Genomic DNA, 23,892 nt, shown 5'->3' with positions numbered 1-23,892 from the left:
GGCTCTTAGACGGTTTCCGCCAGGGATGCACCAGTCCGCACCGACCGAACCGCATCGCCCAGCGCCTTGACCCGGGCCAGAACGCGCGGCGCGGCCGGTTCCCCGGCCTCCAACGCCGCCGCCACCTCGTCCACCAGGGCCGACCCGACCACCACCGCATCGGCCACCCGCGCGATCTCGGCCGCCCGCTCCGGCGTCTTGACCCCGAAGCCGACCGCGACCGGCAGGCCGGACGCCTTGCGCACCCGCTCCACCGCCGGGGCCACCACCTCGGCGTTCGCCTCCTTGACGCCCGTCACGCCCGCGACGGCGACATAATAGACAAAGCCCGACGTGCCCTGGACCACGATCTTCAGCCGTTCGTCGTCCGAGGTCGGCGTCGCCAGACGGATCAGCGAAATCGAGACCTTGTCCAGCGCTTCGATCAGGGGCCCGGCCTCTTCCGGCGGGCAGTCCACCACGATCAGCCCGTCGATGCCGCAGTCGGCCGCATAGGCGGCGAAGGCGTCATAGCCCAGGCTCTCGATCGGGTTCAGATAGCCCATCAGGATGATGGGGGTCGCGTCGTCGCCCTTACGGAACTCCCGCGCCAGATCCATGGTCGAACGCAGGCCGAAACCCGCCTTCATCCCCCGGATCGCCGCCCGCTGGATCGGCGGCCCCTCGGCCATCGGATCGCTGAACGGGAAGCCCAGTTCGATGATGTCAGCCCCGACGGCGGGCAGGCCGCGCAGGATTTCCAGAGCCTCGTCCCGCGAGGGATCGCCCCCCATCACATAGGGAATAAAGGCCGCACGGCCCTCGGCCTTCAGCGCGGCGAAACAGGCGTCGATACGGGCGGTGGTCATTGCGGCGTGGTTTCCGAAGCGGGCTTCTCGGCGGCGGGCTGGGCGCAGACGTCGCCGGGCACGACGGCGAAGCCCAGATAGGCGGGCAGTTCGGCGACGGCGGTCTTGGTGGTGTCGTAGAAGGCGACCATCTGCATGCCGTCGCAGCCGCCGGCCTCGCGGCGCTTGACGAAGACCACGCGGTTCTCGTCGCCGCCCGCCGCCAGCCAGCCCTTGGTCGCCAGATCGGCGATGTAGGCGTCGGCCAGGGCGCCGACCTGCCCCAGGGGCGCGGTGACGCACCAAGCGCGGCCGGCCAGATTGTTCAGCCCGCCGCAATCGGCCGACAGTTCCGCGCCCGGCAGCAAGCCGACATCGGCCGGCTGGCCTTGAGCGGCCGGGGGCGCAGGCGCCTGGGCCTGAACGGCGGTCGAAAGGCTCAGGACGGCGGTCGCCGCCAGAAAGCTGCGGATCACAGTTCCACTCCCAGATGTTTGGCGACCTGGAAGATGTCCTTGTCGCCCCGGCCCGACATCAGCAGGACGATATCGCCGCCCTTGCCGACTTCGCGCGCCACTTCGCCCGTCCGCGCCAGGGCGTGGGCCGGTTCCAGCGCCGGAATAATGCCTTCCAGCTTCGAGCACAGCTGGAACGCCTCCAGCGCCTCATTGTCCGTCGCCGAGCGATACTCGGCCCGGCCGATGTCGTGCAGCCAGGCGTGTTCCGGCCCGATGCCCGGATAGTCCAGACCGGCCGAGATCGAGTGGCCCTCGACGATGTTTCCGTCGTCGTCTTGCAGCAGATAGGTCCGGTTGCCGTGCAGCACGCCCGACCGCCCGCCCTTCAGCGACGCCGCATGGTCCGGCGTATCCAGCCCGTGACCCGCCGCCTCGACCCCGATCAGCCGCACGGTCGCGTCGTCGATGAAGGGGTGGAAGGCGCCGATGGCGTTCGACCCGCCGCCGATACAGGCCACGACGGCCTCCGGCAGCTTGCCCATCCGGGCCATCGACTGGGTCTTGATCTCCTTGCCGATCACCGATTGGAAATCGCGCACCATGGCCGGATAGGGGTGCGGACCCGCCGCCGTGCCGATGATGTAATAGGTGTCCGAGACATTGGTGACCCAGTCGCGCATCGCCTCGTTCATCGCGTCCTTCAGGGTCGCGGCGCCGGCCGTGACCGAGAAGACTTCCGAGCCGAGCAGGCGCATACGGAACACGTTCGGCTGCTGCCGCTCGACGTCCACCGCGCCCATATAGACGGTGCAGGGCAGGCCGAACCGCGCCGACACCGTCGCGCTGGCGACGCCGTGCTGACCGGCGCCCGTCTCGGCGATGATCCGGGTCTTGCCCATGCGACGGGCGAGCAGGATCTGGCCCATGCAATTATTTATCTTGTGCGCGCCCGTATGGTTCAGGTCCTCGCGCTTCAGCCAGATATTCGCCCCGCCGAAATGTTCGGTCAGGCGTTCGGCGAAATACAGCGGGCTCTCGCGCCCGACATAATGGGTCAGGAAACCGTCCAGCTCGGCCTGGAAACTGGGGTCCGCCTTGGCCGCCTTATAGGCCGCGTCCAGCTCGTGGATCAGCGGCATCAGGGTCTCGGCCACGAACTGCCCGCCATAAGGCCCAAACCGTCCCTGCGCGTCCGGCCAGGCGTAGGCGTTGGACAGCGACTGGGCGGGATCAGGGGTCTGGATGGGGGTTTGAGCGTTCACGAGTCCAACTTTCACGCAGGGAGGCGTCGTAATTACGTCCGGCGCGCGTTTTGGATGAAGGCCGCGATCCGGTCGGCGTCCTTAACACCCGGCGCGCTTTCGACGCCAGAGGACACATCCAGCATCGGCGCCCCGGTGATCCGCAGCGCCTCGGCCACATTGTCGGGATTCAGCCCGCCCGCCAGGAACCAGGGATGGCGAAACGCCCGGTCCGCCAACAGGGTCCAGTCGAAACTATGCCCGACCCCGCCCGGCAGAACCGAACCCTCCGGCGGCTTGGCGTCGAACATCAGGTGATCGGCGTGATAATCCCATTCGTCGGCGGCGAAGAAGTCGTCGCCATGCCGGATCGGCAGGGCCTTGATCACCCCCGCCCCGGTCAGAGCCCGAACAGTTTCCGCCCGCGCCGGGGTTTCCGCCCCGTGCAGCTGGATGAAATCCGGCCTCAGCGTCCGCGCGATCTCTTCCAGCAAGGCGTCGTCCGGATCGACCGTCACCGCCACGATCTTCGCCCGCCCCCGCGCCCGTTCGAACAGACGCGCCGCGGCTTCCGGCGCCAGATGGCGCGGGCTTTTGGGAAACACCACCGCCCCCACGAAATCCGCCCCGCCGTTGAGGGCGGCGTCCAGGGTGTCGGCCGTGGTCAGGCCGCAGATCTTGATCTTGGTCGTCATGGCGCGATCACCTTCACCCCGTCCCGACGCGCGGCATCGGCCAGATCATGATCATAGGTGGCGAGATCGCATTCCAGCCGCTGCACGATGGCCAGGTGCAGGGCGTCCGGCGTCCGCAATCGCGGATGTCGGTGCAGCAGGAAGCGGCACGCCGTCACGTCCTCAGGCTCGACCTCTCTCACCACCGCCGCACGATCCAGCCAGATGTTGAACTTCGTCTCCGCCAGATTCCGCTCGTCGGGATCCAGGCTTCGGCGGCGCACGTGATGCGACATGGCCGACGACACCTCGGCGATCGCCCTATCGACAGACGCCATCCAGGCAAGCACGGCCTCGCTCGTCTTCTCTTGCACGAACAAGGGAACGATGACGCTGGCGTCCAGATAGACGCTCACCGACCGCGTTCTTCCTTCATTTCCGCCAATGCCGCCGCCGTATTCACCGGCCCGCGACGCGGCTGTACGCGCACGCCTCTCAGCCATTCGATATCGTTCGGCCCATCGGGACGGATGCGGCGCGCCACGATCTTCACCTCGACGTCCGGATCGGGGCGGTCGATGATGACGGGCTCGCCCCGCTCGGCGGCCTCGATCAGACGGGCCAGGTCCGCCTGTGCTTCTGTCACCGAATAGTGGCTCATGCCCCCATCATATCGTCTTCGGGACCGGACCACAAAGGCCTGCCACCCGAGGTAAATAACGCCACCAGAATTCGCCACATGTCATCGCGGCATGGATCGTCAAACGCCGGTCGGTTCAGACGAAGATCGACGCAATCTCCTCCGGCGTCAGCAACCGCCACTGCCCCGGCGCCAGATCGGCCGGCAAGGCCAACCCGCCCAGCCGTTCGCGGTGCAGGGTCTCGACGTGGTTGCCGGCGGCGGCGAACATGCGGCGCACCTGGTGATAGCGGCCCTCCGTCACCGTCAGCAGGGCCTCGGTCGGGGACACGACCTCCAGCACGGCCGGCGCCAGCGGCTTGTCCTCGCCCTCCAGCACCAGTTCGCCCGAGGCGAACAGCGCCCCTTCCGTCCCCGTCAACGGCCGCGCCAGTCCGGCGCGATAGACCTTGGCCACATGGCGTTTGGGACTGATCACCCGGTGCAGCAGATCCCCATCGTCGGTCAGCAACAACAGGCCCGTGGTCTGCTTGTCCAGCCGTCCGATGGTCGAGATGGCCGGATCGCGCGACCGCCAGCGCCCCGGCAGGATGTCATAGACCAGCGCCCCCTCTTCCTTGTGCGAACAGGTCATGCCCAGCGGCTTGTTCAGCAGGATCACCAGACCCTGCACCGGATCCAGCGGCTCGCCGTCGATCTCCATCCGCGTCGGCAGGTCGCGCGTCACCGGGATCCGCCTGGACACATCCGTCAGATCCGCCCCGTCCAGCACGATCCCTCCGGCCTTGGCCATCCGCGCCATCTCGGCCCGCGACCCATAGCCCATCGACCCCAGCAGACGGTCGACGCGAGAGGTGGGGACTTTTTTCATGCGCTATCGCCCTTCGGGCTGCTTGAGCGCGGGCTCACTTCACCGCCTCGAACAGCTTGTACCCGCCCGCATCCGCGACCAGCCTCACCCGGTTGAACGCCGTATTCAGCTCGGCCTCATAGGGCAGGTGCCGGTTCGCCACGATCCAAGCGACCCCGCCCTTCTTCAGCAATTCGGCCGCCTTCCTGATGAAGGCCTGGCCCAGCCGGCGATCCTCGGCCCCGCCATCGTGGAAGGGCGGATTGCTGACGACGAAGTTCAGCTCGCCGTCCGCCGCCATGGTGCGCACGTCGGCCCATTCGACGCTCGCGCGGGGGTCTTCGACATTCTTCCGCGCCGCATCGACCGCCCTGCGGTCCAGATCGATCAGCCGCAGCGACGTCACCCCCGCCGACCGCAGGGCCACCGTCGCCAGCGCGCCATAGCCGCAGCCCAGATCGACGCCCGCCCCCTTCAGCGCCGGCATATGCTGGGCCAGCAGGGCCGAACCCGCGTCGATACGGTCCCAGGCGAAGACGCCCGGCTGGGACCAGGCCTCCAACCCCGGCACGATCCGCGCCGCCCCCTCGGCTATGGCTTCATCGATCCCGGTCAGGGTCTCGGGCTTGATCACAATACAGCGGCGGTGGTGCGCCTTGGCCGTCTCGCCCACCTCGACGCCGAAGCCAGTCAGCTCCTTCTTCAGCCGCGACCCGCCCTTGTCCTTGAGCGCCATCACATCCAGCCGCCCTCCGACCTTCAGCGCCCTCAGCGCCAGGGCCAGCGCATAGCGCCGCTCCAACACACCGGGCGGGGCGTAGATCATGACGTCATCGACCGAACCCTCGGGCACGGTCTCAAGCGCGGTGGAGCCGGGGATCAGGGGCGAGGTCTGGATCGCGGCGCCCGCTCCAGTGCTGGGCGGATCGAAGACGACCGGCGGTCGGCCGTAAAGAAGCGTGCTCATGCCCGCCCCTTAGAGGCAGACGCTGCAATTCGCCAGCGTCGCGGGACTCAGAACCCCGCCTGCAACAGCGCCAGCCCGACCACTCCAACCACGATTCGCCACCAGGCGAAGGGGCCGAAGCCGTGTTTGGACACGAAGTCCAGCAGGAACCGCACCACCACCAGCGCCGTCAGGAAGGCGGTCACGAAGCCCACCGCGATCAGGCCGACGTCGCTGAAATCCAGCGTCTTGTGGTTCTTCAGCAGGTCATAGGCCACCGCCGCCCCCATGGTGGGCAGGGCCAGGAAGAAGCTGAACTCCGCCGCCGACCGCTTGTCGGTCTTCAGCAGCAGGCCGCTGGCGATGGTGGCGCCGGATCGCGACACGCCGGGGATCATGGCCAGGCACTGGAAAAGGCCGATCAGAAAATAGACCCGCATCGGATAGGCGTTCGCGTCCAGCCACTGCGGCCGCTTGTCCATCCGGTCCAGCAGCAGCAGGAGGATCCCGCCGACGATCAGGGCGACGCACACCACCTGCGGCGTCTCGAACAGCACGGTCTTGATGAAGTCATAGGCTAGGAAGCCGATCACCACCGCCGGCGCGAACGCGACCAGCAGCCCGATCAGGAAGCGCCGCGCCTCCGCGTCGAAGGGCCAGCGCGTCGCCAGGGTCCACAGCCGCCTGAAATAGACGCTGACGATGGCCAGCAGCGCGCCCAGCTGGATGACGATCTCGAACGTCTTGCCCGAGCTCTGGAAGCCCATGAAATGGCCGAGCAGAAGCATGTGGCCGGTGGAGGACACCGGTATGAACTCGGTCAGTCCTTCGACCAGACCGAGAATGATCGCTGCAAGCCAGTCAGACATGATATCCCCGTGGGGCCGGCCCGCCTGACCGAAAAACGTCAGTGGGAGCCCGGCTCGGGCCCCACATAGCGCAATCTCGCCCGGATAGGCGAGCCGTCCGCCGCCTGATCCACAGCATGGGCCAGAAGGCCGATCAGACGCCCCAGCATCAACAGGTCCCCCGCCCCCGTCGGACCCAGGTCCAGTCGGCGCGCCGTCAGGGCCAGGGCCAGACCGAAGCCCGGCGGCAGTCCGCCCGCCGCCTCGCCCTCGGTCCAGACCGCCTTCAGGTCCGCCGTCAGGTCCGCCGCATCCAACAGGGCGGGGGCGCGCGGATCGACCCGGCCGAATTCCGTATCCGCCGCGAAGCCCGGCGCGCACCCCTTCAGCCCGATCCAGCGCCGCGCCGCGCCGGTCGGATCGCGCCGCGCCTCGCCGACATAGGCCACGACATCGTCGATTTCCGTCAGCGGCGTCCCCCCCAGGGTGGTCGCGCCCGCCAGAACGGCGCCGGCCAGGGGTGCGCCCCCGCCCGCCGCCGCCCGCGTCGCCAAGACCGCGTCGTCCAGGCCGGCGTCGGCGCCCAGCACCAGGGCGCGACGGATCAGATGACTGTCGCGTTCGGCCGCCTTGAAGCCGCGCGCCAGCCGCTGGTGAAGATACAGGCGGGGTCCCGGCCCGGAGACGCTGTCCACCACCTCGCTCAGCAGAGAGGCGGCCTCGCGCTTGAGGCTGACGGGGTCATGAGTGCGAAGCGCCCGGTCCTCGATGGCGCGGCGGCCCAGCACGGCCAGGACCCGCCTCTGGGTCGATCCGCCGACGATGGGGTCGATGCGAGGCTTCAGATCGGCGAAGGGATTGGTTTCGCGGGCGTCCCACAGGGCGCGCGCCGCCGTCTCTATGGTCGCGGTCGCCGCCAGTTGCACCGCGTCCAGACCGCGATAGAACAGCCGACCGTCGGCGATCAGCGACACCGAGGACTGGATGTCCGCCTCGCCCCGCGCCGCCGCCCCCATGACCGGCGCCCGCACTTCGGGGCCATCCGCCTCGGCGCCGCCCTCGCCGCACAGCCGCGCCACGTCGGAGACGGCGTACAGACTGCGTCGGGGATCGGTGGGATCGGGTCGGGCGGCGATCCGGCCGCGACTGACATAGGCGTACAGGGTCTGGGCCTTGACCCCAAGCCGGGTCAGGGCCTCGCTCCGCGCGATCCAGCGTTCGTCAGCGCTCATGTCGTCCCCACGACTGATGCCCATCAACTATGTACGGCGTTCGACATAGCGCCGTTGTGTGTCCTTAACGCTAACGCACGCCGCAATCCAAAGGAGGCGCTCGAATTAGGGCCTGCGGTTGGCATTCCGCCACGATTGCGCGACAAGAGGCGGGAATGACGTCGCCCGCTCCTCCTCCCGCACCCGCGCCCCTTGAAGACGCTCATCTGGCCACCCGCCGCATCACGCGACTGTCGGTGGGGGTCGCTCTGGTGCTGATCGTGCTGAAGGCCTTTGCGTTGGGCGCCTCCGGTTCGGTCTCCATCCTGGCGACGCTGACGGATTCGGTGCTGGATCTGGTCGCCTCGCTGGCGACCTTCTTCGCCGTGCGCTGGGCCGCCACACCGGCGGACGAGGATCATCGCTACGGCCACGGCAAGGGCGAGGCCCTGGCCGCCATGGTCCAGGCCGGTCTGGTCTTCGCCTCCGCCATCTTCATCGGGTGGGAAGGGATTCAGCGCATCTTCGATCCGCGTCCCGTCACCTCCGGCGGCTGGGCGACCGGGGTGGTGATCGTCTCCATCGCCATCACCGCCTGGCTGGTCTGGATGCAGACCCGGGCCCTTAAGAAGACCGGCTCCATGGCCGTCGCCGGCGATCGCGCCCATTACGCCGCCGACCTGGCCGCCAATCTGGTGGTGCTGATCGGGGTGATCTCGGGCGCCTTCCTGGGGGCGCCCGGCCTGGACGCCGCCGCCGGCCTGGTGGTCGCCGTCTGGCTGTTCTGGGGGGCGACCGGCATGTTGAAGGCCGCCGCCGACCATCTGCTGGACCGCGCCGTGCCCGAGACGGACCGCGCCGCCGTCATCCACGCCGTCCTCGCCGACCCGCGCATCTCAGGCGTCCACCAGTTGCGCACCCGCATGGCGGGCCAGGTGATGATGGTTCAGATGCACGTCGATCTGGACCCCGACCTGACGCTGGACGCCGCCCACGCCATCGTGGTGGAAGCCGAGACCCGGGTGCTCAGCCACTTTCCCGCCGCCGACATCCTGATTCACGCCGATCCGCGCGGCCGGGTCTGCCCGCCCTCTGCCGACACGCCGCCGCTCGCCGCACCCGGTGCGTCGGAATCGACAGCTGACGCCGAACCACGCACCGCCGCCCCCACGACCACCCCGCCCAAAGGCCCCTGGTCCTGATCCTGTCCTGATCGCGATCCGGTAAATGGACATTAACGGGTGTCGGCGCATCAAGCGGCGATGTCCGAGTCCACCGTCCTGTTCCATTTCGCCTTCCAGCCCGCCTCGCGCGCCGCGCGCCTGGCTCTGGGCGAGGCGCGTATCGAATGGACCGACACCCCGGTCCGTCCGTGGGAGGACGACTGTCCGGTCAACGACTTCAACCCCTCGGGCCTGCCGCCTGTCGTCCAGACCACGGATCGCGGCCGCCCCCTGACCCTGTGCGAACTGCCCGCCGTCCTGGGCTGGATCGAGGATCAGCAGAAGGCCCCCCTGCTTCTGTCCGCCGACCCCGCCGAACGGGCCGAGGCGCGCCGCCTGACCGGCTGGTTCGAGCGCCGGTTCACCGATGAAGTCGACGCCGTCCTGCTGCATGAGCGGATGGAGAAACCCCTGCTCAAGCTGGGCCCGCCCGAGGCCCGCGCCCTGCGCCACGGCCGCGACGCCCTGAAATCCCACCTCGCCATGCTGGAAGACCTGGTCGCCGCCCGCGACTGGCTGGCCGGCCGCCGCCTCAGCCAGGCCGACCTGATCGCCGCCGCACACCTGTCGGTGCTCGACTATTTCGGCGAGATCCAGTGGGCCAACTGGCCGTCGCTGAAGACCTGGTACTCCAAACTCAAATCCCGCCCCTGCTTCCGCCCCCTGCTGGCGGACAGGTTCGTCGGCGTGCCGCCCTCAGCCTGGTATGCGGACCTGGATTTCTGAAGCCTACCACCGCCTCTCCCTCCCCCACGGGGGAGGGCGGTCGCGCAGCGACCGGGTGGGGCCGGCAGAGCACAAGCGCACCGCCGCCCTTACAACGCCTCCGCACCCAACCGCGCGATCCACAGCTTCGCCCGGCTGACCAGTTCGTCCTTGCGACGAAGGTCCGAGATATCCTCCGGCAAGCGATCCAGCTGCTCGAAGCGGAAATCCTCGGGCGCGTGCGCCTTCCACGCCGCCTGCAATGACCGGTACGGGCTGCCGCCATGGCGCAGCGCGAACCACAGCCCGTTCTGTTCGGTGTCGATGTGGCGGCTCTTGCCGACCCAGACCTGGCCCGTCGCGCTGCAGATCACGGCATAGACCCCGGCGATGGTCGGCCGCTCCTTGTATGCGGCGATCAGAGTCTTGCGATTTGTCTGGGTCATGGCGCTCTCTTATTTATCCGGGTATAAACATGACAGCTAATTTTATCCGGGTAAATACATGAGCGACGAAGATCGCGATCTGGTGCTGTTCGACGGCCCCAACCGCATCGCCAGAGGCTCGGACGCCGCTGTCGTGGCCGCTTTCCGCAAGGCCCTGGCGGCCTCGCCTCAAGCCGCGCTGCGCGTGTTCGATCTGGCGACCGGCCGCCCGGTCGACCTGGACCTCCGCGAGGCAGAACCAGCTCCGGCTCCCAGGCGCGGCCGTCCGCGCCTGGGCGTCGCCGCACGCGAAGTCACGCTTCTACCTCGCCATTGGGACTGGCTGGCGGCCCAGCCCGGCGGCGCCTCGGCCGTCCTGCGTCGTCTGGTGGACCAGGCCCGCAAGACCGGCGCGGACGGCGACGCGCGACGTCGCCGCACCGAGGCCGCCTATGGGTTCATGGTCGAGATGGCCGGCGACGCCCCCGATTTCGAAGAGGCCAGCCGCGCCCTGTTCGCCGGCGACCGCGACCGGCTCGCCGCCCTGATCGCGCCGTGGCCCACGGACATCCAGGGCCAGATTCTGGAGTTGCTAGACGGCGAGGCCGCATAGACTCGACTCTCCCTCCCCCTGCGGGGGAGGGAGAAAACTATGCTATCCCCCGCCCCGTGTCCGATCGCCTGAAAACCTTCATCCGCCAGCGCGCGGCCGAGCTCGGCTTCGATGTCTGCCGCTTCGCCTCGGCGGCCGACGCCTGGCCGGCGGGCGAGCGGCTGCGTCATTTCGTGGACGAAGGCCGGCACGGCGACATGGAATGGATGGAAACGACGCTGGACCGCCGCCAGCACCCCACCGCCATGTGGGACGAGGCGAAAACCGCCATCGTCCTGGGCATGAACTACGGCCCCGACGACAATCCGCTGGACCAGTTGGCCGACCGTTCCGCCGCCTATATCTCGGTCTATGCGCGGGGCGACGACTATCACGAGGTTATCAAGGGTCGGCTGAAACAGCTGGCGGGCCAGATCGCGGCCCGCAACGGCGCCGACATCAAGGTCTTCGTCGACACCGCCCCCCTGATGGAAAAGCCCCTGGCCCAGCGCGCCGGACTGGGCTGGCAGGGCAAACACACCAATCTGCTCAGCCGCACCCACGGCAACTGGCTGTTCCTGGGCACGATCCTGACCGCCGCCGAGATCGAACCGGACGCGGCCGAGACCGAACACTGCGGCCGTTGCACCGCCTGTCTGGACGCCTGTCCGACCAAGGCCTTCCCCGCCCCGTTCCAGCTCGACGCCCGGCGCTGCCTGTCCTACCTGACCATCGAGTTCGCCGATCCCTGGCCGGTCGAGTTCCGCACCCTGACCGGCTCGCGCATCTATGGCTGCGACGACTGTCTGGCCGTCTGTCCGTGGAACAAGTTCGCCCAGGAAGCCCGCGAAATCCGGCTGGCGCCCCGCCCCGCCTTCAACAGCCCGCGCCTGGCCGACCTGCTGGCGCTGGACGACGCCGCCTTCCGCGCCCTGTTCACCAAGAGCCCGGTCAAGCGGATCGGCCGCGACCGATTCCTGAGGAACGTCCTCTATGCGGTCGGCAATTCCAACGACCCGACCCTGATCGCCCCGACGCAAGCCCTGCTCAGCGACCCCGCCCCCCTGGTGCGCGGCGCCGCCGTCTGGGCCCTGTCGCGTCTGATGGCCCCCGCCGACTTCGCCGTCCTGCGTCAGGCGACGAAAGAGACCGACCCCCAGGTTCTGCGCGAATGGCATGGCCTGAGCGCCTAATTCTGCGCAAGCGGCCTCGCGCAGAAGACGGGGATCACCCCATCGCCGTCCCTGCGCCGGATCCGCCGCCCGGAACCTTGGCCACGTCCAGCAGCTTCAGCCGGAAGATCAGCACCGAGTTCGCCGGGATCTTGGGGCTGCTCTGTTCGCCGTAGCCCAGCGCCGGCGGCACGAACAGGATCCACTCGTCGCCGACGTGCATCTTCTGCAGGGCCTCGGTCCAGCCGGGCACCACGGTCTCGGGCGTGAACACCGCCGGCGCCCCGCGCGCGAACGAGCTGTCGAACACGGTGTCGTCGACCCGCTTGCCCTCGTAATCGACCTTGACCAGGTCATTACGGTCCGGGCTGACGCCGCCCGCCGGACCCGCCTGGACCACCCGGTACTGCAGCCCGCTGGCCAGGGTCTGGACCCCTTCTTCCTTGGCGTTCTTCTCCATGAAAGCGGCGGCTTCCGCCTTGCCGGCGTTCGGATCGACCGGTTCCGACCGGCCACAGCCGACCAGCATCAGAACGGCGACGACGGCCGCCCTACCCCATCCGAAGTTCATAGCCGCGTTCCTTCAAGGCCTCGCCGATCTCGTCGGCGTGGGCGCTATCGCGCGTTTCGACCATGATGTCGAACTCCGCGCCCTTGGCCGGCACGTCCAGCGCCAGACGATTGTGGACCACGTCGATGATATTGCCGCCCAGGCCCCCGATCACCGCCGCCATGGCCGACAACATGCCCGGCCGGTCGTCGCCCAGGATGCGGTAGACCAGCAACCTCCGTTCACGGACCATCTCGCGATTCAGCACCACGGCCAGCATCCGCGCATCGATATTGCCGCCGCACAGCTCCAGCCCGACCTTCATCCCCTTGAACCGCTCGGGATAGGCCAGCAGGGCCGCCAGACCGCCGGCGCCTGCTCCCTCCGCCACCGTCTTCTCATAGGTGACGTAAGAGGCCACCGCCCGTTCGAAGTCCGCCTCCTCACAGACGAAGACCTCGTCCACCAAGGGGTTCGCCAGGGCGAAGGGGATGTCGCCCACCGCCTTGATGGCGATGCCCTCGGCGATGGTCTGGCCGGTGCAGACCGGGGGCTTGCCGGCTCGCCGGGCCGTGAAGGACGGATAGCGCGCCGCCTCGACCCCGAACACCTTGATGTCCGGTTTCATCGCCTTGGCCGCGATGGCGCAGCCGGCGATCAGCCCGCCCCCGCCGATGGGGATCAGCAGGGCCTCCAGATCCGGCGCGTCCTCCAGGAACTCGATGGCGCAGACCCCCTGGCCCGCCACGATCCCCTCGTCGTCGAAGGCCGAGACGAAGACATAGCCCTTCTCCGCCTCCAGCCGTTTGGCGGCCTCGGTCGAGCCGGTGAAGTCCAGCCCCTCGATCACCACCGTGGCCCCGTGGGACCGGGTGCCGTTGATCTTGGCGAAGGGGGTCCCCTCCGGCATCACGATGGTCACCGGCACCCCCAGCCGTCCGCCATGATAGGCCAGGGCCTGGGCGTGGTTCCCGGCGCTGGCCGCCACCACCCCGCGCTTGCGCTCTTCCGGCGTCAGCATCAGCAGCCGGTTCAACGCCCCGCGCTCCTTGAAGCTGCCGGTGAAGTGCAGATTGTCGAACTTCACCCAGACCTCGGCCCCGGTCAGCTGCGACAGCTTGCGGGAATGGCGGGTGGGGGTGCGGTCCACCTGACCGGCGATTCGGCCCTGAGCAGCCTGGATATCGGCGAAGGTGACGGTCATGATCGGATTCCACTCTGCCGCCGGGTGATCGCCCGACGAATTTTCTCGCGCTTCTTTCGCGCTTTGTCGGTTCCCGGTCCAGAGGGCGCAACCTTGACCGTGGAAGTCGCGTTGTCGCTCGTGCGATAAGTGGATCGTCGCACCCCCGCGACCGGTCCACGATCATTTCCGGCCCCGCCTCCCCCCAGGGCGGTCCGGATTTCCGGAGGAAGCCCCATGTCGATCCGCCCCCTCGCCCCCGCCGCCCTGGTCCTGGGTCTCGCCGTCGGCGCCCTGTCGGCCTGCGCCCCCACCACCTTCCCGACCGGCGCCCCCGTCGGCGGCCCCGCCGCCTTCAACACCGCTGACTTCGCCTGGTCGGAACGTCCGGGCCAGGCCGCCATCGAGGGCCGCGTCACCTATACTCAGGACGGCAAGGCCTACGCCTGCGTCGCCTCGGCCGGCCTGACGCCCGACACCCCCTATACCCGCGCCCGCTTCCGCACCCTGTACGGCTCGACCGAGCGGGCCGCCGTGCCGGCCGCCGTGGTCCGCGCCCGCACCGTGCCGGACGCCAACGCCAACTACAGCGGCTTCGTCCGGGACACGCGCTGCGAAAACGGCCGTTTCCGGTTCAGCGGCCTGCCCGACGGCGGCTGGTTCCTGATCGTCCCGGTCCGGACAGGCGACGAAGCCCCCCTGGTGCTGATGCGCCGCGTTGACACCCGGGGCGGCCGCGTCGTCAATGTCGCCATGTAACATCGGTCTGTAGCACAGGCCTGTAAGTCGTCGTTCGATACAGTAGGCGTCATCCAAGCGTTCCCATCCGCCCGGCCCGGACGGCCGTACTGGGGATTGACCATGAAACTCGCTCTGATCGCCGCCGTCGCCGCGGCCCTGTCCACCGCCCCGGCTGTGGCTCAGACCTGGTACGACGCCCCGCCCCGCCATGAGCCCCCCCGGGACGGCGGGGCCTATCCGGGTCGGGACGCCTATCGGCCCTATGGACGCAACCAGACCTATGGTTCCGGAGCTCGATACGACTTCAACGGCCAGGCGGACCGGCCCGGCGACTATCGCTGCGACGCCTATTGGGACGCCGCCCGCACCGACTGCGGCGCCGCCTGGCGCGACCAGCGGCCGGCCCATACGCGGCGCTATCGCCCCGCCGGCTATGGCTACAGCTATTCCAGCGGCCCCGGCGTCTATCCCGGCGCCTATGGCCGGCCGGACCTGGTCTATCCCGGCGGGGGCTCAGCCTATGATCGCCCGGCCTATGGCCGTGACGCCCGCCGGGTGGATTGGTGCCGCAGCGTCTATCGCTCCTACGACCCGGCCAGCGGCTATTATCGCACCTATGACGGCCGGCTCGTCTTCTGCGGCTGACAGAGGTCGCGACGCCTCTAAAGCGTCCGCGCCTCACGAAGATGCGACCCCGGTAACGCGGATCGCCATCTTCTGACCACTCCGACCCCGGACAGATCCCTGCTCAAGAGACAGTCGGGGAGCGCCTTCTTGTCCCAGCACAACATCATCGGGTCCGAGGCCTTTACCCGAGGCCCCATGATCCTGATCCGCAAATACCGCGCCGGCGGCGCACGGCGCCGTCGTGCGCGCACGGCCACGGCCTTCGTCGCCGGGGCCGTGGCCATGCTGGTCGCCGGCCTGGTCGGAGCCGCCGCCGTCTTCGGCCCCAGCCTGGCGGGCTGATTGGGCTAGGGCTGGCCGCTCAGGCCAGCCACACCATCATCCGCGTCTCGATCTCGGCCCGCCGCGCCCGGCTCCAGGCCCGGCGGGTCTCGCCCGTGTAGAGAAAGCCGGACTTCTCCAGCACCCGGCCCGAGGCGGGATTGTCGGCGAAATGCCCGGCCACCAGGGCGCGTCGCCGCCACTTGCGGCTGGCCCAGACCAGGGCGGCGTCCAGGGCCTCGGTGGCGAAGCCCCGCCCCCAGTAGTCGCGCCCAATCCAGTATCCCGCCTCCGGAACCCGATCCTCGCTCTCGAACAGGCCGATGACCCCGACGGGGCCGGCCGCCTCATGTTCAATGACGAAGGTGTTGGCCCGCGCCGGATCCTGCGAGGCGACCTGAAGCACGAAGTCGTCGGCGTCCTCGACCCGGAACGGATGCGGCATCCGCTTGGTCATGCGCGCGATGTCCAGATCATTGGCCAGGGCGGCGATGCGCGGCGCGTCCTGGGGCGCGGGCGCGCGCAGCACCAGACGCCGCGTCTCGACGATGGGGGAGGTTTCGATGACGCACATGACAGTCGCCTCTTCGTAAGGACCGCCACCTTGGAGGGCTCGGGCGGGCTACGAGGCGGGGAAACGCAAACGGGGAGCCTGGTGATCCAGACTCCCCGCGGAATATCTTCCCTGGTCCGGATCGGCTGCTTTCAGGAGCAACGCGATCCGGAGTGTTCCAGACTGCGTTACTCGGCCGCCATAGCCTGGGCGGCGTCGTCATTGGCCGCGAGGACCGACACATAGCATCGGCCGCCGGCTTTCTTGGTGAATTTCACCGCGCCGTGGGTCAGGGCGAACAGGGTGTGGTCACGGCCCATGCCGATGTTCTCACCCGGGTGGAAGGTGGTGCCGCGCTGACGCACGATGATGTTGCCGGCCAGCACGCGCTCGCCGCCGAACTTCTTCACGCCGAGGCGCTTCGACTCGGAGTCGCGACCGTTACGCGACGAACCACCGGATTTCTTGTGAGCCATCTTGCCGCTCCGTCTTTCCTGAGTGTCCTACCGGCCTTTCGGCCTACTTGAGGACGTCTCTCTTTAACTGGTCTGGCGCTGTGAGGCGCCGGTGAATGTCTTAGGCTTCGTCGCCGGCGGCTTCAGCCTTGGGCGCGGCCTTCTTCTTGGCCGGTGCCTTCTTGGCGGGAGCCGAGCTCTCGACCACGACGCCCTTGACCTCGGCGCCGTCCACGTCGGTCACGACCGTCTCGATCGAACCCAGCGCGGAGGTCGCGCCGCGGGTAGCCAGGTTGCGGGCCCGCAGGTTGATCTCGGCCTTGGTCGTCAGATCGACCTTGCCGTCCCACTTGGCGATCTCGCCGGCGCCTTCGATGCCGGTGATGCGCAGGACCGATTCCATCTGGCGGTGGCCGTTGGTGCGGCGATAGCCCTGACGACGGGTCTTCTTGAAGATCTTGATCTTCTCACCCTTGCGGGTTTCGACCAGGGTGGCGCCGACGAAGGCGCCGTCGATCAGGGGAGCGCCCAGGGTCACGCCCTTGTCGCCGCCCAGCATCAGGACGCTGTCGAACTTCAGCTCCGAGCCGGCGTCGCCATCGAGCTTTTCGACGACAATCGTATCGCCCGGTTGGACCCGGTACTGCTTGCCGCCGGTCTTGATCACCGCGTACATGTTGAAGCCTCAGCGCAAACGCAAAAATGAAGACGCCCTCCGGAGAGACCCCCGGGGGCGAAGAGCGGCGACATATACGGAAGGGCGTCTCGGAGTCAACGCTGCACACGGCGGAAATTCAAGCGGCGCAGCATTTCACCCCGTCATCTAGCGCCGTTCGATCAATTCGGTAAGGTCGCGGCCTGCATGAAATTCGGGGACAAGATCACATGACCACCGTCGCTACAGGCGGCCAGGATTCGCGCACGGCCGCCGCGCGTCGGATCGTTGCGCACATCGCGGGACATCTACAGACCGATCTGTCGTTGCAGCTCTGGACGGGCGAGGTCCTTCCTCTGGGCCCTGGCGCCCGCGACGACATCCGCATCGTGCTGTCCGATCCCTCCGCCGTACGCCGGCTGGTGCTGAAGCCCGGCCTGATGACCCTGTTTGAGCTCTACGCCACCGGCGACGTGCGCATTGAGGGCGGATCGCCCCTGGAAGCCGCCGATCGCTGGGACCATGGCCGCGCCGTCCACCTGCCGCGCCGGGTCAACAAGGGGCTGATCGCGCGCGCGTTGATCCCCTTCCTGTTGGCGGGCCGCGCGCGCTCCGTTGGCGACGCCGCCTATGACCCCACCGGCGAGGCCGGCCAGCGTCAGGACAAGTCCGCCCGCACGGACAAGGACTTCATCGCCTTCCACTATGATGTCGGCAACGACTTCTACGGCCTCTTCCTGGACCCGGAGATGGTCTACTCCAGCGCCTGTTACGCCGACGCGGACCAGTCGCTGGAGGACGCTCAGACCCGCAAGCTGGACCTCATCTGCAGGAAGCTCCGTCTCAAGCCCGGCCAAACCCTGCTCGACATCGGCTGCGGCTGGGGCGGTCTGTCGTGCTGGGCGGCCCGGCACTATGGCGTCAAGGTCCACGGCGTGACCCTGTCCGAGGAACAGCTCGCCTTCGCCAACGCCAAGATCGCCCGCCTCGGCCTGCAGGACCGGATCACCCTGGAGCTCAAGGATTATCGCGACCTGGAGATGACCGGACGGTTCGACGCCATCAGCCAGGTGGAGATGTTCGAACACGTCGGCTTCGCCAACCACGACCGTCACTTCCTGGAGATGCATCGCCTGCTGAAGCCGGGAGGCCTGTATTTCCACCAGGCCTCCGTCCGCCGCGGCGGCCGCGATATCGGCAACATCACCCCCCAGACGACCGCAACGCGCACGATCGGCCGCTTCATCTTCCCGGGCGGAGAGATGGACACCATCGGCATGACCGTAACCAACCTCGGCCGCCTGGGTTTCGAGGTGCTGGACGTCGAGAACCTGCGCGAACATTTCCAGGCCACCACCGCCGAATGGTCCCGCCGCCTGATGGCCCGCCGGGACGAGGCCATAGCCATGGTTGGAGAGGAACGCACCCGCCTGTGGCTGATATTCTTCGCCATGTGCGCCAAGGGCTTCGAACGCGGCTCCATTCTCGTCTACCAGACCGTGGCCCAGAAGCGACGCGCCGGTAAGTCGGGCTTGCCGCTGGATCGCGCCTCTCTCTATCGCTGAGATCTCTAATCCAGCGCGCAGATGTCCGGAAGGCCACGCAATCCGCCGGCGTTGTCCAGTCCGTAGCCCACCAGGAAACGGTCCGGGGCCTCCCAGCCGACGAAGTCCGGCTCGGGGGCGCGCGGCGCGGGCCAGGGCTTGCGGGCGAAGACGCAGGTCAGGACCTCCGAGGCCCCGGCCTCGCGCGCGATCCGTCCCGCCTCGGCCAGGGACAGGCCGGTGTCGAACACATCGTCCAGGATCAGCACGCGCCGCCCGGCGATGGGCCGCTGGAACGGGGCGTAGACGTCGATCTTGCCCCGGCTGGTCTTGTCGTCGCCGTAGGAGGCCAGCCACAGGGCGTCGAACCGGACATTGCGCCCCAGCCGCGACAGGGCGCGGGTCAGGTCGGCGGCGAACCACAGACCGCCGGTCAGCAGAACGGCGGCGACCGTGTCGTCGTCGATGACGGGGGCGATGCGCGCGGCCAGGTCCGCCACGACGCGGGCGATGTCGCCCTCGGCCAGCAGGACGGTCGGCTTGGGGGAGAGATCAGCCATGCGAGGCGGATACCGCCTCGCCGTGCCCGTTGTCCACCACGCGAATCGGGCGGGCCTCGATCGGCGCCTGGGCGTTGCGCGCGGCGACGCCCGGCGCGACCGCCGATCTCAGGCCGTTGGAGGCGGGCGCAAGCTCAGCATGAGCGTTCGCCGGCGCATGACCGCCGCCCGTTTCGGCGGGCGCGTGATCGGGCTCGTGAGCAGGGGCAGCATGAGGAGCCGCCTGAGGCGCAGCATGATCTTCGCCGTGATCCGCCGCCGGCGCCGCTTCGGCGGGCGCGGCGTGAGCAGCGGCCGGCTTGGCGTGAGGCGCGTCGGGCGTCACGAAATTGACCCCGATGTCGGCCGCATGACCGCCGGGATCGGGGATCAGGACGGCGAAGCCCTGGACCTTGCCGGGCAGGACGGGGGCGGCGTCGATGGCGACGATCCTGAACCCGACCTCTGCGCCATGCTCGTCCAGCAGGGCGACCCGGACGGGCGGGGCCACGATCTCGGCGTCACGCACATTGCGCAACGCGCCGGACACCAGAACCATGCCGGGATGATTGGGAACCTCCTTGGCCGTCATCGCCTCGAAGTCCAGGCCGACCGGGTTCACCGGCGTCCCGACTGCGGCATAGGCGGCGGCGGCGCGCGGGAAGGCCTCGACCACCTCGATCCGGAACAGGAAGGCCGAGACGATCAGGCCGACAAAGGCGCTGGCCAGGCCCGCCCACACCACGCCGTGGGTGGCGGCGCGGCGCAGGCGGCGCTGCTGTTCGGCGCGGGCGCGGAAGGCCTTGGGCAGTTCCGGCGCCGGGGTCTCGGCCAGGCTGGCGGGCTCAGAGGCCGCGTCCGGCTCGGGCGTGGAGATGACGCGGGGTTCGGGCGCGAGGCTCAGTTCCAGCGGTTCGTCGCTGGTCGCGCGCCAGACTTCGCCGCACGATTTGCAGCGCACCTTGCGCCCGTTCGAGCCCACGGCGTCGTCGGGAATGAAATAGCTGGTGGCGCAGGCGGGGCAGGTCAGTATCATGTGGCTGACTGCGAGGCTGTCGCCCCCTCCTGTAAGGCGCGATTTCGCGCCCTGTCCCTGAAACAAATCTCAATGCCGTCCTCGCCACCCAGCGCCGTCGATTCCGCCCCTGTGACCGAGACCGTCCGCCTGTCGGGCGTGGGTTTCGGCTATGCGGACGCGCCCGACGTGCTGCGAGACATTAACCTCATTCTGACGCGAGGCTCTTTCCACTTCCTTACCGGACCGTCCGGCGCCGGAAAGTCTTCGCTTCTGCGGCTTCTGACCCTGGTGGATCGGCCGACCACGGGGACCATTCGCCTGTTCGGAGCCGACGTCTCGGACATCGACCGACGCGACATCCCGGCCTTTCGCCGCCGCATGGGGGTGGTGTTCCAGGATTTCCGCCTGCTGGACCACCTGTCCGCCTTCGACAACGCCGCCCTGCCCCTGCGGCTGGCGGGCGGGCACGAAGCCGACTACGCCGCCGATGTGGAGGAAATGCTGAAATGGGTCGGCCTGGGCCGTCGGATGGACGCCCGTCCCCCCGCCCTGTCCGGCGGCGAGAAACAGCGGCTGGCCATCGCCCGCGCCGTCATCACCCGCCCCGGCCTGATCGTCGCCGACGAGCCGACCGGCAGCGTGGACGCCGTCATGGCCGAGAAGCTGCTGCGCCTGTTCCAGTCGCTGAACCGGCTGGGCGCCACCGTCCTGATCGCCAGCCATGATCAGGCCCTGGCCGAGCGCTCGGGCGCCCAGGTCCTGCGGCTCGACCAGGGCCGGCTGACCGAAGCCGCCCGAGCCGCCGCATGATCCGCCTGTCCGACTTCCGGCTTTCACGGGGACGTCCCGGCCTGCTGCCCCCGGCGGCCGCCGGCGAGCCCTGGCTGATGACCGTCATCGCCGTCCTGTGCTTCCTGGCCTGTCTGGCCGCCGTCGCCGCCTCGGCCGCCGACCGCGCCGCCCACGGCTGGGCGCGTCAGCTCGGGTCCGAGGCGACGGTGCAGGTCCGCCCCCGCGTCGGCGAGACCGGCGACACCGCCGCCGCCCGCGCCGCCGAGACCCTGTCCGGCGTCGCCGGGGTCGAGGAGGCGGCGGCCCTGGATCGCAAGGCGGCCGAGGATCTGCTGCGGCCCTGGCTGGGCGACGCCGTCCTGCCCGACCTGCCCCTGCCCCATCTGGTCACGGTGCGGCTGAACCCGAACGCCCCCGCCAGCGCGGTCAGCCTCAGCCGCGCCCTGGCCGAGGCCGGGCTGGACGCCACGGTCGACGACCACAGCCTTTGGCGCGGCGAGGTCGAACGTTCGGCCGCCCTGATCACCGCCCTGGCCGGCGCCGCCTTCCTGGCCACGGCCTTCGCCGCCGCCGCCGCCATCGCCTACGCCACCCGCGCCGGCCTGGCCGCCGGGCGCGGGGTGATCGAGACCCTGAGCCTGAACGGCGCGACCGACGGCCGCATCGCCTGGCTGTTTCAGCGCCGCTTCGCCCTGATCGCAGCCGGGGCCGGGGCCATTGGGGCGGGACTGGCGGGGCTGCTCCTGGCCTTCCTGCGGTTCCTGGGCGGATCGGACGGTCTGACCCAGGCCCTGCCCGTGACCTGGGGCGACCTGCTGCTGCTCTCGCCATGTCCGCTGCTGGCGGCTACGGTGGCGCTTGTCGCGGCCAGATTCGCCGCCATGCAGGTTCTGGGTTCAGGTCGGGGGTAGGGATGAGACTGCTCGTCGTCGTCGGCATTGTCGCCCTGATCTGGCTGGTCGGCCTGTTCGCCTTCGCCCATCGGGTGCGCGAACTGACGCCCGCCGAGGATCCCGCCCCGGCCGACGCCATCGTGGCCTTGACCGGCCCCTCGGCCGAACGGGTCAACGCCGCCATCCGCCTGCTGGAGCAGGGCAAGGGTCAGCGCGTGCTGATCTCGGGCGTCAACCGCGAGGTCCGCCGTCGCGAGCTGCGTGAGCTGACGCCGGGCTCCAGCCGTCTGTTCAACTGCTGCGTCGATCTGGGCTTCGAGGCCGAGGACACCGTCGGCAACGCCCAGGAAATCGCGGCTTGGGCCCGGTCCAAGGGCTATGACGACCTGATCGTCGTCACCTCCGACTATCATATGCCGCGCTCGCTGGTGGAGATCCGGGGCCAGCTGCCGGGCGTGAAGCTGACCCCCTACGCTGTCTCGACCCCGTCGCTGGACAATCGGCACTGGTGGCGCGCGACGGTGACGGCGCGGCGCATGACGCTGGAGTATATGAAATATCTCGCCGCCCTGGGCCGCGAGGGGATTCGCCGCCTCAGCCGCGTCGCCCCCGCGTCCGAACCCTCCGCCGAAAAGGCCCCTGCCTAAGTGAACACCCTGCGTTCCCTGCTCTTCACCGCCTGGCTCTATCTGTCGATGCCGATCGTCGCCGTCGGCCTGTCGCCCATCCTGCTTGCGCCGCACCGTTATGTGCAGGGCGTCTGCAAACTGTGGGCGAAGATCGTCCTGTTCGGCCTGCGCTGGATCGCAGGGGTCAAGGTCGAGGTGCGGGGGCTGGAGCACGCCCCGTCGGGCGCCGCCCTGATCGCGTCGAAACACCAGGGGATGCTGGACATCGTCGCCCTGCTGGCCGTCCTGCCCGACGCCTGTTTCGTGATGAAGAAGGAGCTGATGCCCCTGCCCTTCTTCGGCTGGTTCGCCTGGAAGGCCAAGATGATCGCCGTGGACCGCGCCGGCCACGCCAAGGCGCTGAAGGACATGACCCGCCAGGCGCGCGAACGCCTGTCCGAAGGCCGCCAGATCGTCATCTTCCCCGAGGGCACGCGCAATGATCCCGGCGTGCCCGGCGACTACAAGCCCGGCGTCGCCGCCATCTACCGGGATCTGGAAGGCCCCTGCTGGCCGGTCGCCACCAACTCCGGCGTCCACTGGCCGGCCCATGGATTCCGCCGCTATCCGGGCAAGGTGGTGTTCGAATTCCTGGAGCCGATCCCCGCCGGCCTGAAGCGCGGGGCGATGATGGCGTTGCTGGAAAGTCGCATAGAGACGGCATCTGCGGCCCTGCTGGAGCCAAAGGCCCAGCTCGAACGTATGGACTGACCTATTCCGTACGAGAAAGCTCCAAATGTCCTTGCGCACCCTGGCCCTGACAGCCGCCGCCGCAACCGCCTTCGCCGGCTCAGCCCTTGCCCAGTCCCAGCCCTATGAGCAGATGCGCCCCGCGCCCGACGGCTGGACCGTCGATCTCGGCGTCGGCGCCCTCTACAGCAAGGACAGCGGCGGCGACACGGGCTCCGAGACCCGGGTCGTGCCCTGGGTCTCCGCCAATTACCGCGACGTCGTCTATCTGAGCGCCATCGACGGTCTGGGCTGGAACGCGATCAAGACCGACGACTTCCGCGCCGGCCTGCAACTGCGTCCGCGCTTCTCGCCCGAAGACATCGAGGGTCTGGACCTGGATCGTCCCGACTTCGGCGCCGACGTGGCCGCCTACGCCTTCAAACGCCTGCCCGGCAATATCGTGGTCGGCGGCCGGGTCAGCCGCGACGTGACGGACGTCAGCGAGGGCACGGAATACTACGCCTCGGTCGGCCACCAGCGCGTGACGCCGATCGGCCTGATGAATGTCTCGGTCTATGCGCGTGGCGGCGACGCCAAGCTGGCCGACGCCTATTACGGCGTCAGCGCCGCCGAGGCCGCCCGCAACGGCATCGACGCCTATTCGCCGGGCAGCGGTCTGCAAGGCGCGGGCGCCAGCCTGTTCCTGCTGGTCCCGATCAACGACAAATGGGGCGCCGGCGCCCTGGTCAACTATGAACGCCGCCTGGGCGACGTGGCCGACAGCCCCCTGTCGCAGGAAGACGACACCCTCCGCACGGGCGTCTTCTTCGCCCGTCGTTTCGGCGGCTGAGGAAAAGCCGGCGACCGCC

General features: G+C 68.9%; 31 protein-coding genes. 13 read left to right on the top strand and 18 right to left on the bottom strand.

The genetic code is table 11. The annotated features are described in order from the left end of the window. Window positions 1–5: 5 nt before the first annotated feature. The 10 genes from trpA to AC1RSI_RS13035 all read right to left on the bottom strand — a co-directional run bounded on the left by trpA (window position 6) and on the right by AC1RSI_RS13035 (window position 7,716). Complete coding sequence (gene trpA, locus AC1RSI_RS13080; protein WP_035309828.1) at window positions 6–848, bottom strand: tryptophan synthase subunit alpha; 843 nt, start codon at window positions 846–848, stop codon at window positions 6–8. Next, complete coding sequence (locus AC1RSI_RS13075) at window positions 845–1,303, bottom strand: hypothetical protein (protein ID WP_035309830.1); 459 nt, start codon at window positions 1,301–1,303, stop codon at window positions 845–847. The genes trpA and AC1RSI_RS13075 overlap by 4 nt, the downstream gene beginning before the upstream one ends. Beyond that, window positions 1,300–2,502, bottom strand: a complete 1,203-nt coding sequence (gene trpB, locus AC1RSI_RS13070; RefSeq protein WP_196066414.1) for a tryptophan synthase subunit beta — start codon at window positions 2,500–2,502, stop codon at window positions 1,300–1,302. The genes AC1RSI_RS13075 and trpB overlap by 4 nt, the downstream gene beginning before the upstream one ends. 77 nt (window positions 2,503–2,579) lie before the next feature. Further along, window positions 2,580–3,221 carry a phosphoribosylanthranilate isomerase gene (locus AC1RSI_RS13065; protein ID WP_035309832.1) on the bottom strand — a complete coding sequence of 214 codons (642 nt, stop codon included), beginning with the start codon at window positions 3,219–3,221 and terminating at the stop codon, window positions 2,580–2,582. Continuing rightward, window positions 3,218–3,616: a type II toxin-antitoxin system VapC family toxin gene (locus AC1RSI_RS13060; RefSeq protein WP_447941212.1), complete on the bottom strand. Its 399-nt coding sequence runs from the start codon at window positions 3,614–3,616 to the stop codon at window positions 3,218–3,220. Before AC1RSI_RS13060 ends, AC1RSI_RS13065 begins: the two co-directional genes overlap by 4 nt. Further along, window positions 3,613–3,861: a type II toxin-antitoxin system Phd/YefM family antitoxin gene (locus AC1RSI_RS13055; protein WP_035309834.1), complete on the bottom strand. Its 249-nt coding sequence runs from the start codon at window positions 3,859–3,861 to the stop codon at window positions 3,613–3,615. Before AC1RSI_RS13055 ends, AC1RSI_RS13060 begins: the two co-directional genes overlap by 4 nt. Window positions 3,862–3,976: 115 nt before the next feature. Continuing rightward, a complete protein-coding gene (locus AC1RSI_RS13050; RefSeq protein WP_035309836.1) occupies window positions 3,977–4,711 on the bottom strand; it encodes a pseudouridine synthase in 735 nt (244 codons plus the stop codon). 34 nt (window positions 4,712–4,745) lie between these two features. After that, a complete protein-coding gene (locus tag AC1RSI_RS13045; RefSeq protein WP_035309838.1) occupies window positions 4,746–5,657 on the bottom strand; it encodes a class I SAM-dependent methyltransferase in 912 nt (303 codons plus the stop codon). A 47-nt stretch (window positions 5,658–5,704) separates the two neighbouring features. Further along, window positions 5,705–6,505, bottom strand: coding sequence for an undecaprenyl-diphosphate phosphatase (locus AC1RSI_RS13040; RefSeq protein ID WP_447941213.1), 801 nt, complete (start codon window positions 6,503–6,505; stop codon window positions 5,705–5,707). Between the two features lie 38 nt (window positions 6,506–6,543). Next, window positions 6,544–7,716 carry a citrate synthase family protein gene (locus AC1RSI_RS13035; RefSeq protein WP_230307702.1) on the bottom strand — a complete coding sequence of 391 codons (1,173 nt, stop codon included), beginning with the start codon at window positions 7,714–7,716 and terminating at the stop codon, window positions 6,544–6,546. Between the two features lie 155 nt (window positions 7,717–7,871). Here AC1RSI_RS13035 and AC1RSI_RS13030 point away from each other — a divergent pair, with 155 nt between their 5' ends. Together AC1RSI_RS13030 and fzlA are read left to right on the top strand one after the other, a co-directional pair. Next, complete coding sequence (locus tag AC1RSI_RS13030; protein WP_154726681.1) at window positions 7,872–8,897, top strand: cation diffusion facilitator family transporter; 1,026 nt, start codon at window positions 7,872–7,874, stop codon at window positions 8,895–8,897. Between the two features lie 60 nt (window positions 8,898–8,957). Beyond that, the gene (gene fzlA / locus AC1RSI_RS13025) at window positions 8,958–9,644 is read left to right on the top strand and encodes an FtsZ-binding protein FzlA (RefSeq protein WP_008263197.1); all 687 of its coding nucleotides are present in this window, start codon (window positions 8,958–8,960) and stop codon (window positions 9,642–9,644) included. Window positions 9,645–9,733: 89 nt separating this feature from the next. On the opposite strand, the gene AC1RSI_RS13020 is transcribed toward fzlA, so the two are convergent. Next, on the bottom strand, window positions 9,734–10,069 hold the full coding sequence (locus AC1RSI_RS13020) for a GIY-YIG nuclease family protein (RefSeq protein WP_035310876.1): 336 nt from the start codon (window positions 10,067–10,069) through the stop codon (window positions 9,734–9,736). 58 nt (window positions 10,070–10,127) lie between these two features. On the opposite strand from AC1RSI_RS13020, the gene AC1RSI_RS13015 reads away from it, so the two are divergent. Then, entirely contained in the window at window positions 10,128–10,661 is a 534-nt protein-coding gene (locus AC1RSI_RS13015) for a DUF2239 family protein (RefSeq protein WP_008260572.1), read from the top strand. Window positions 10,662–10,717: 56 nt separating this feature from the next. Then, window positions 10,718–11,833 (top strand): tRNA epoxyqueuosine(34) reductase QueG, encoded by a 1,116-nt coding sequence (queG, locus tag AC1RSI_RS13010; RefSeq protein ID WP_008261519.1) that lies wholly within the window; start codon window positions 10,718–10,720, stop codon window positions 11,831–11,833. 34 nt (window positions 11,834–11,867) lie between these two features. Here the strand turns inward: queG and bamJ are convergent, their stop codons facing one another. Both bamJ and AC1RSI_RS13000 read right to left on the bottom strand, forming a co-directional pair. Beyond that, entirely contained in the window at window positions 11,868–12,383 is a 516-nt protein-coding gene (gene bamJ / locus AC1RSI_RS13005) for a BamJ family beta-barrel-assembly machinery protein (RefSeq protein WP_008262311.1), read from the bottom strand. Further along, window positions 12,364–13,566 carry a threonine ammonia-lyase gene (locus AC1RSI_RS13000; RefSeq protein ID WP_035310878.1) on the bottom strand — a complete coding sequence of 401 codons (1,203 nt, stop codon included), beginning with the start codon at window positions 13,564–13,566 and terminating at the stop codon, window positions 12,364–12,366. The genes bamJ and AC1RSI_RS13000 overlap by 20 nt, the downstream gene beginning before the upstream one ends. Window positions 13,567–13,782: 216 nt before the next feature. On the opposite strand from AC1RSI_RS13000, the gene AC1RSI_RS12995 reads away from it, so the two are divergent. From AC1RSI_RS12995 to AC1RSI_RS12985, 3 genes are all read left to right on the top strand, one after another. Then, on the top strand, window positions 13,783–14,304 hold the full coding sequence (locus AC1RSI_RS12995; protein ID WP_008260054.1) for a hypothetical protein: 522 nt from the start codon (window positions 13,783–13,785) through the stop codon (window positions 14,302–14,304). Between the two features lie 102 nt (window positions 14,305–14,406). After that, on the top strand, window positions 14,407–14,931 hold the full coding sequence (locus AC1RSI_RS12990; protein WP_154726820.1) for a BA14K family protein: 525 nt from the start codon (window positions 14,407–14,409) through the stop codon (window positions 14,929–14,931). A gap of 129 nt (window positions 14,932–15,060) precedes the next feature. Beyond that, window positions 15,061–15,255: a hypothetical protein gene (locus AC1RSI_RS12985; RefSeq protein ID WP_035309794.1), complete on the top strand. Its 195-nt coding sequence runs from the start codon at window positions 15,061–15,063 to the stop codon at window positions 15,253–15,255. A 19-nt stretch (window positions 15,256–15,274) separates the two neighbouring features. Here the strand turns inward: AC1RSI_RS12985 and AC1RSI_RS12980 are convergent, their stop codons facing one another. From AC1RSI_RS12980 to rplU, 3 genes are all read right to left on the bottom strand, one after another. After that, window positions 15,275–15,808, bottom strand: coding sequence for a GNAT family N-acetyltransferase (locus AC1RSI_RS12980; RefSeq protein ID WP_035309793.1), 534 nt, complete (start codon window positions 15,806–15,808; stop codon window positions 15,275–15,277). A 167-nt stretch (window positions 15,809–15,975) separates the two neighbouring features. Next, window positions 15,976–16,263 (bottom strand): 50S ribosomal protein L27, encoded by a 288-nt coding sequence (gene rpmA / locus AC1RSI_RS12975; protein WP_035309791.1) that lies wholly within the window; start codon window positions 16,261–16,263, stop codon window positions 15,976–15,978. A gap of 100 nt (window positions 16,264–16,363) precedes the next feature. Then, window positions 16,364–16,918: a 50S ribosomal protein L21 gene (gene rplU / locus AC1RSI_RS12970; protein WP_008260603.1), complete on the bottom strand. Its 555-nt coding sequence runs from the start codon at window positions 16,916–16,918 to the stop codon at window positions 16,364–16,366. A 209-nt stretch (window positions 16,919–17,127) separates the two neighbouring features. Here rplU and AC1RSI_RS12965 point away from each other — a divergent pair, with 209 nt between their 5' ends. After that, complete coding sequence (locus tag AC1RSI_RS12965) at window positions 17,128–18,462, top strand: SAM-dependent methyltransferase (RefSeq protein ID WP_291751112.1); 1,335 nt, start codon at window positions 17,128–17,130, stop codon at window positions 18,460–18,462. 5 nt (window positions 18,463–18,467) lie between these two features. On the opposite strand, the gene AC1RSI_RS12960 is transcribed toward AC1RSI_RS12965, so the two are convergent. Then, entirely contained in the window at window positions 18,468–19,001 is a 534-nt protein-coding gene (locus AC1RSI_RS12960; RefSeq protein ID WP_154726822.1) for a phosphoribosyltransferase, read from the bottom strand. After that, the gene (locus tag AC1RSI_RS12955) at window positions 18,994–20,016 is read right to left on the bottom strand and encodes an MJ0042-type zinc finger domain-containing protein (protein WP_154726823.1); all 1,023 of its coding nucleotides are present in this window, start codon (window positions 20,014–20,016) and stop codon (window positions 18,994–18,996) included. Before AC1RSI_RS12955 ends, AC1RSI_RS12960 begins: the two co-directional genes overlap by 8 nt. A gap of 72 nt (window positions 20,017–20,088) precedes the next feature. Between AC1RSI_RS12955 and AC1RSI_RS12950 the strand changes: the two genes are divergently transcribed. From AC1RSI_RS12950 to AC1RSI_RS12930, 5 genes are read left to right on the top strand one after another with little or no spacing between them, the layout of a single operon-like run. Further along, window positions 20,089–20,808, top strand: a complete 720-nt coding sequence (locus AC1RSI_RS12950; protein ID WP_154726824.1) for a cell division ATP-binding protein FtsE — start codon at window positions 20,089–20,091, stop codon at window positions 20,806–20,808. Beyond that, window positions 20,805–21,701, top strand: coding sequence for a cell division protein FtsX (locus tag AC1RSI_RS12945; protein WP_008258898.1), 897 nt, complete (start codon window positions 20,805–20,807; stop codon window positions 21,699–21,701). The genes AC1RSI_RS12950 and AC1RSI_RS12945 overlap by 4 nt, the downstream gene beginning before the upstream one ends. 2 nt (window positions 21,702–21,703) lie before the next feature. Beyond that, a complete protein-coding gene (locus tag AC1RSI_RS12940) occupies window positions 21,704–22,330 on the top strand; it encodes a YdcF family protein (protein WP_154726825.1) in 627 nt (208 codons plus the stop codon). Further along, the gene (locus AC1RSI_RS12935; protein WP_154726826.1) at window positions 22,331–23,062 is read left to right on the top strand and encodes a lysophospholipid acyltransferase family protein; all 732 of its coding nucleotides are present in this window, start codon (window positions 22,331–22,333) and stop codon (window positions 23,060–23,062) included. Between the two features lie 25 nt (window positions 23,063–23,087). Then, on the top strand, window positions 23,088–23,873 hold the full coding sequence (locus tag AC1RSI_RS12930) for a MipA/OmpV family protein (RefSeq protein ID WP_154726827.1): 786 nt from the start codon (window positions 23,088–23,090) through the stop codon (window positions 23,871–23,873). The last annotated feature ends 19 nt before the right edge of the window (window positions 23,874–23,892 follow it).

The organism is Brevundimonas sp. GW821-FHT10E09 (genome assembly GCF_058809375.1).
Note: the sequence above shows the minus strand (reverse complement) of the source record. Positions and strands in the feature narration are given on the sequence as shown.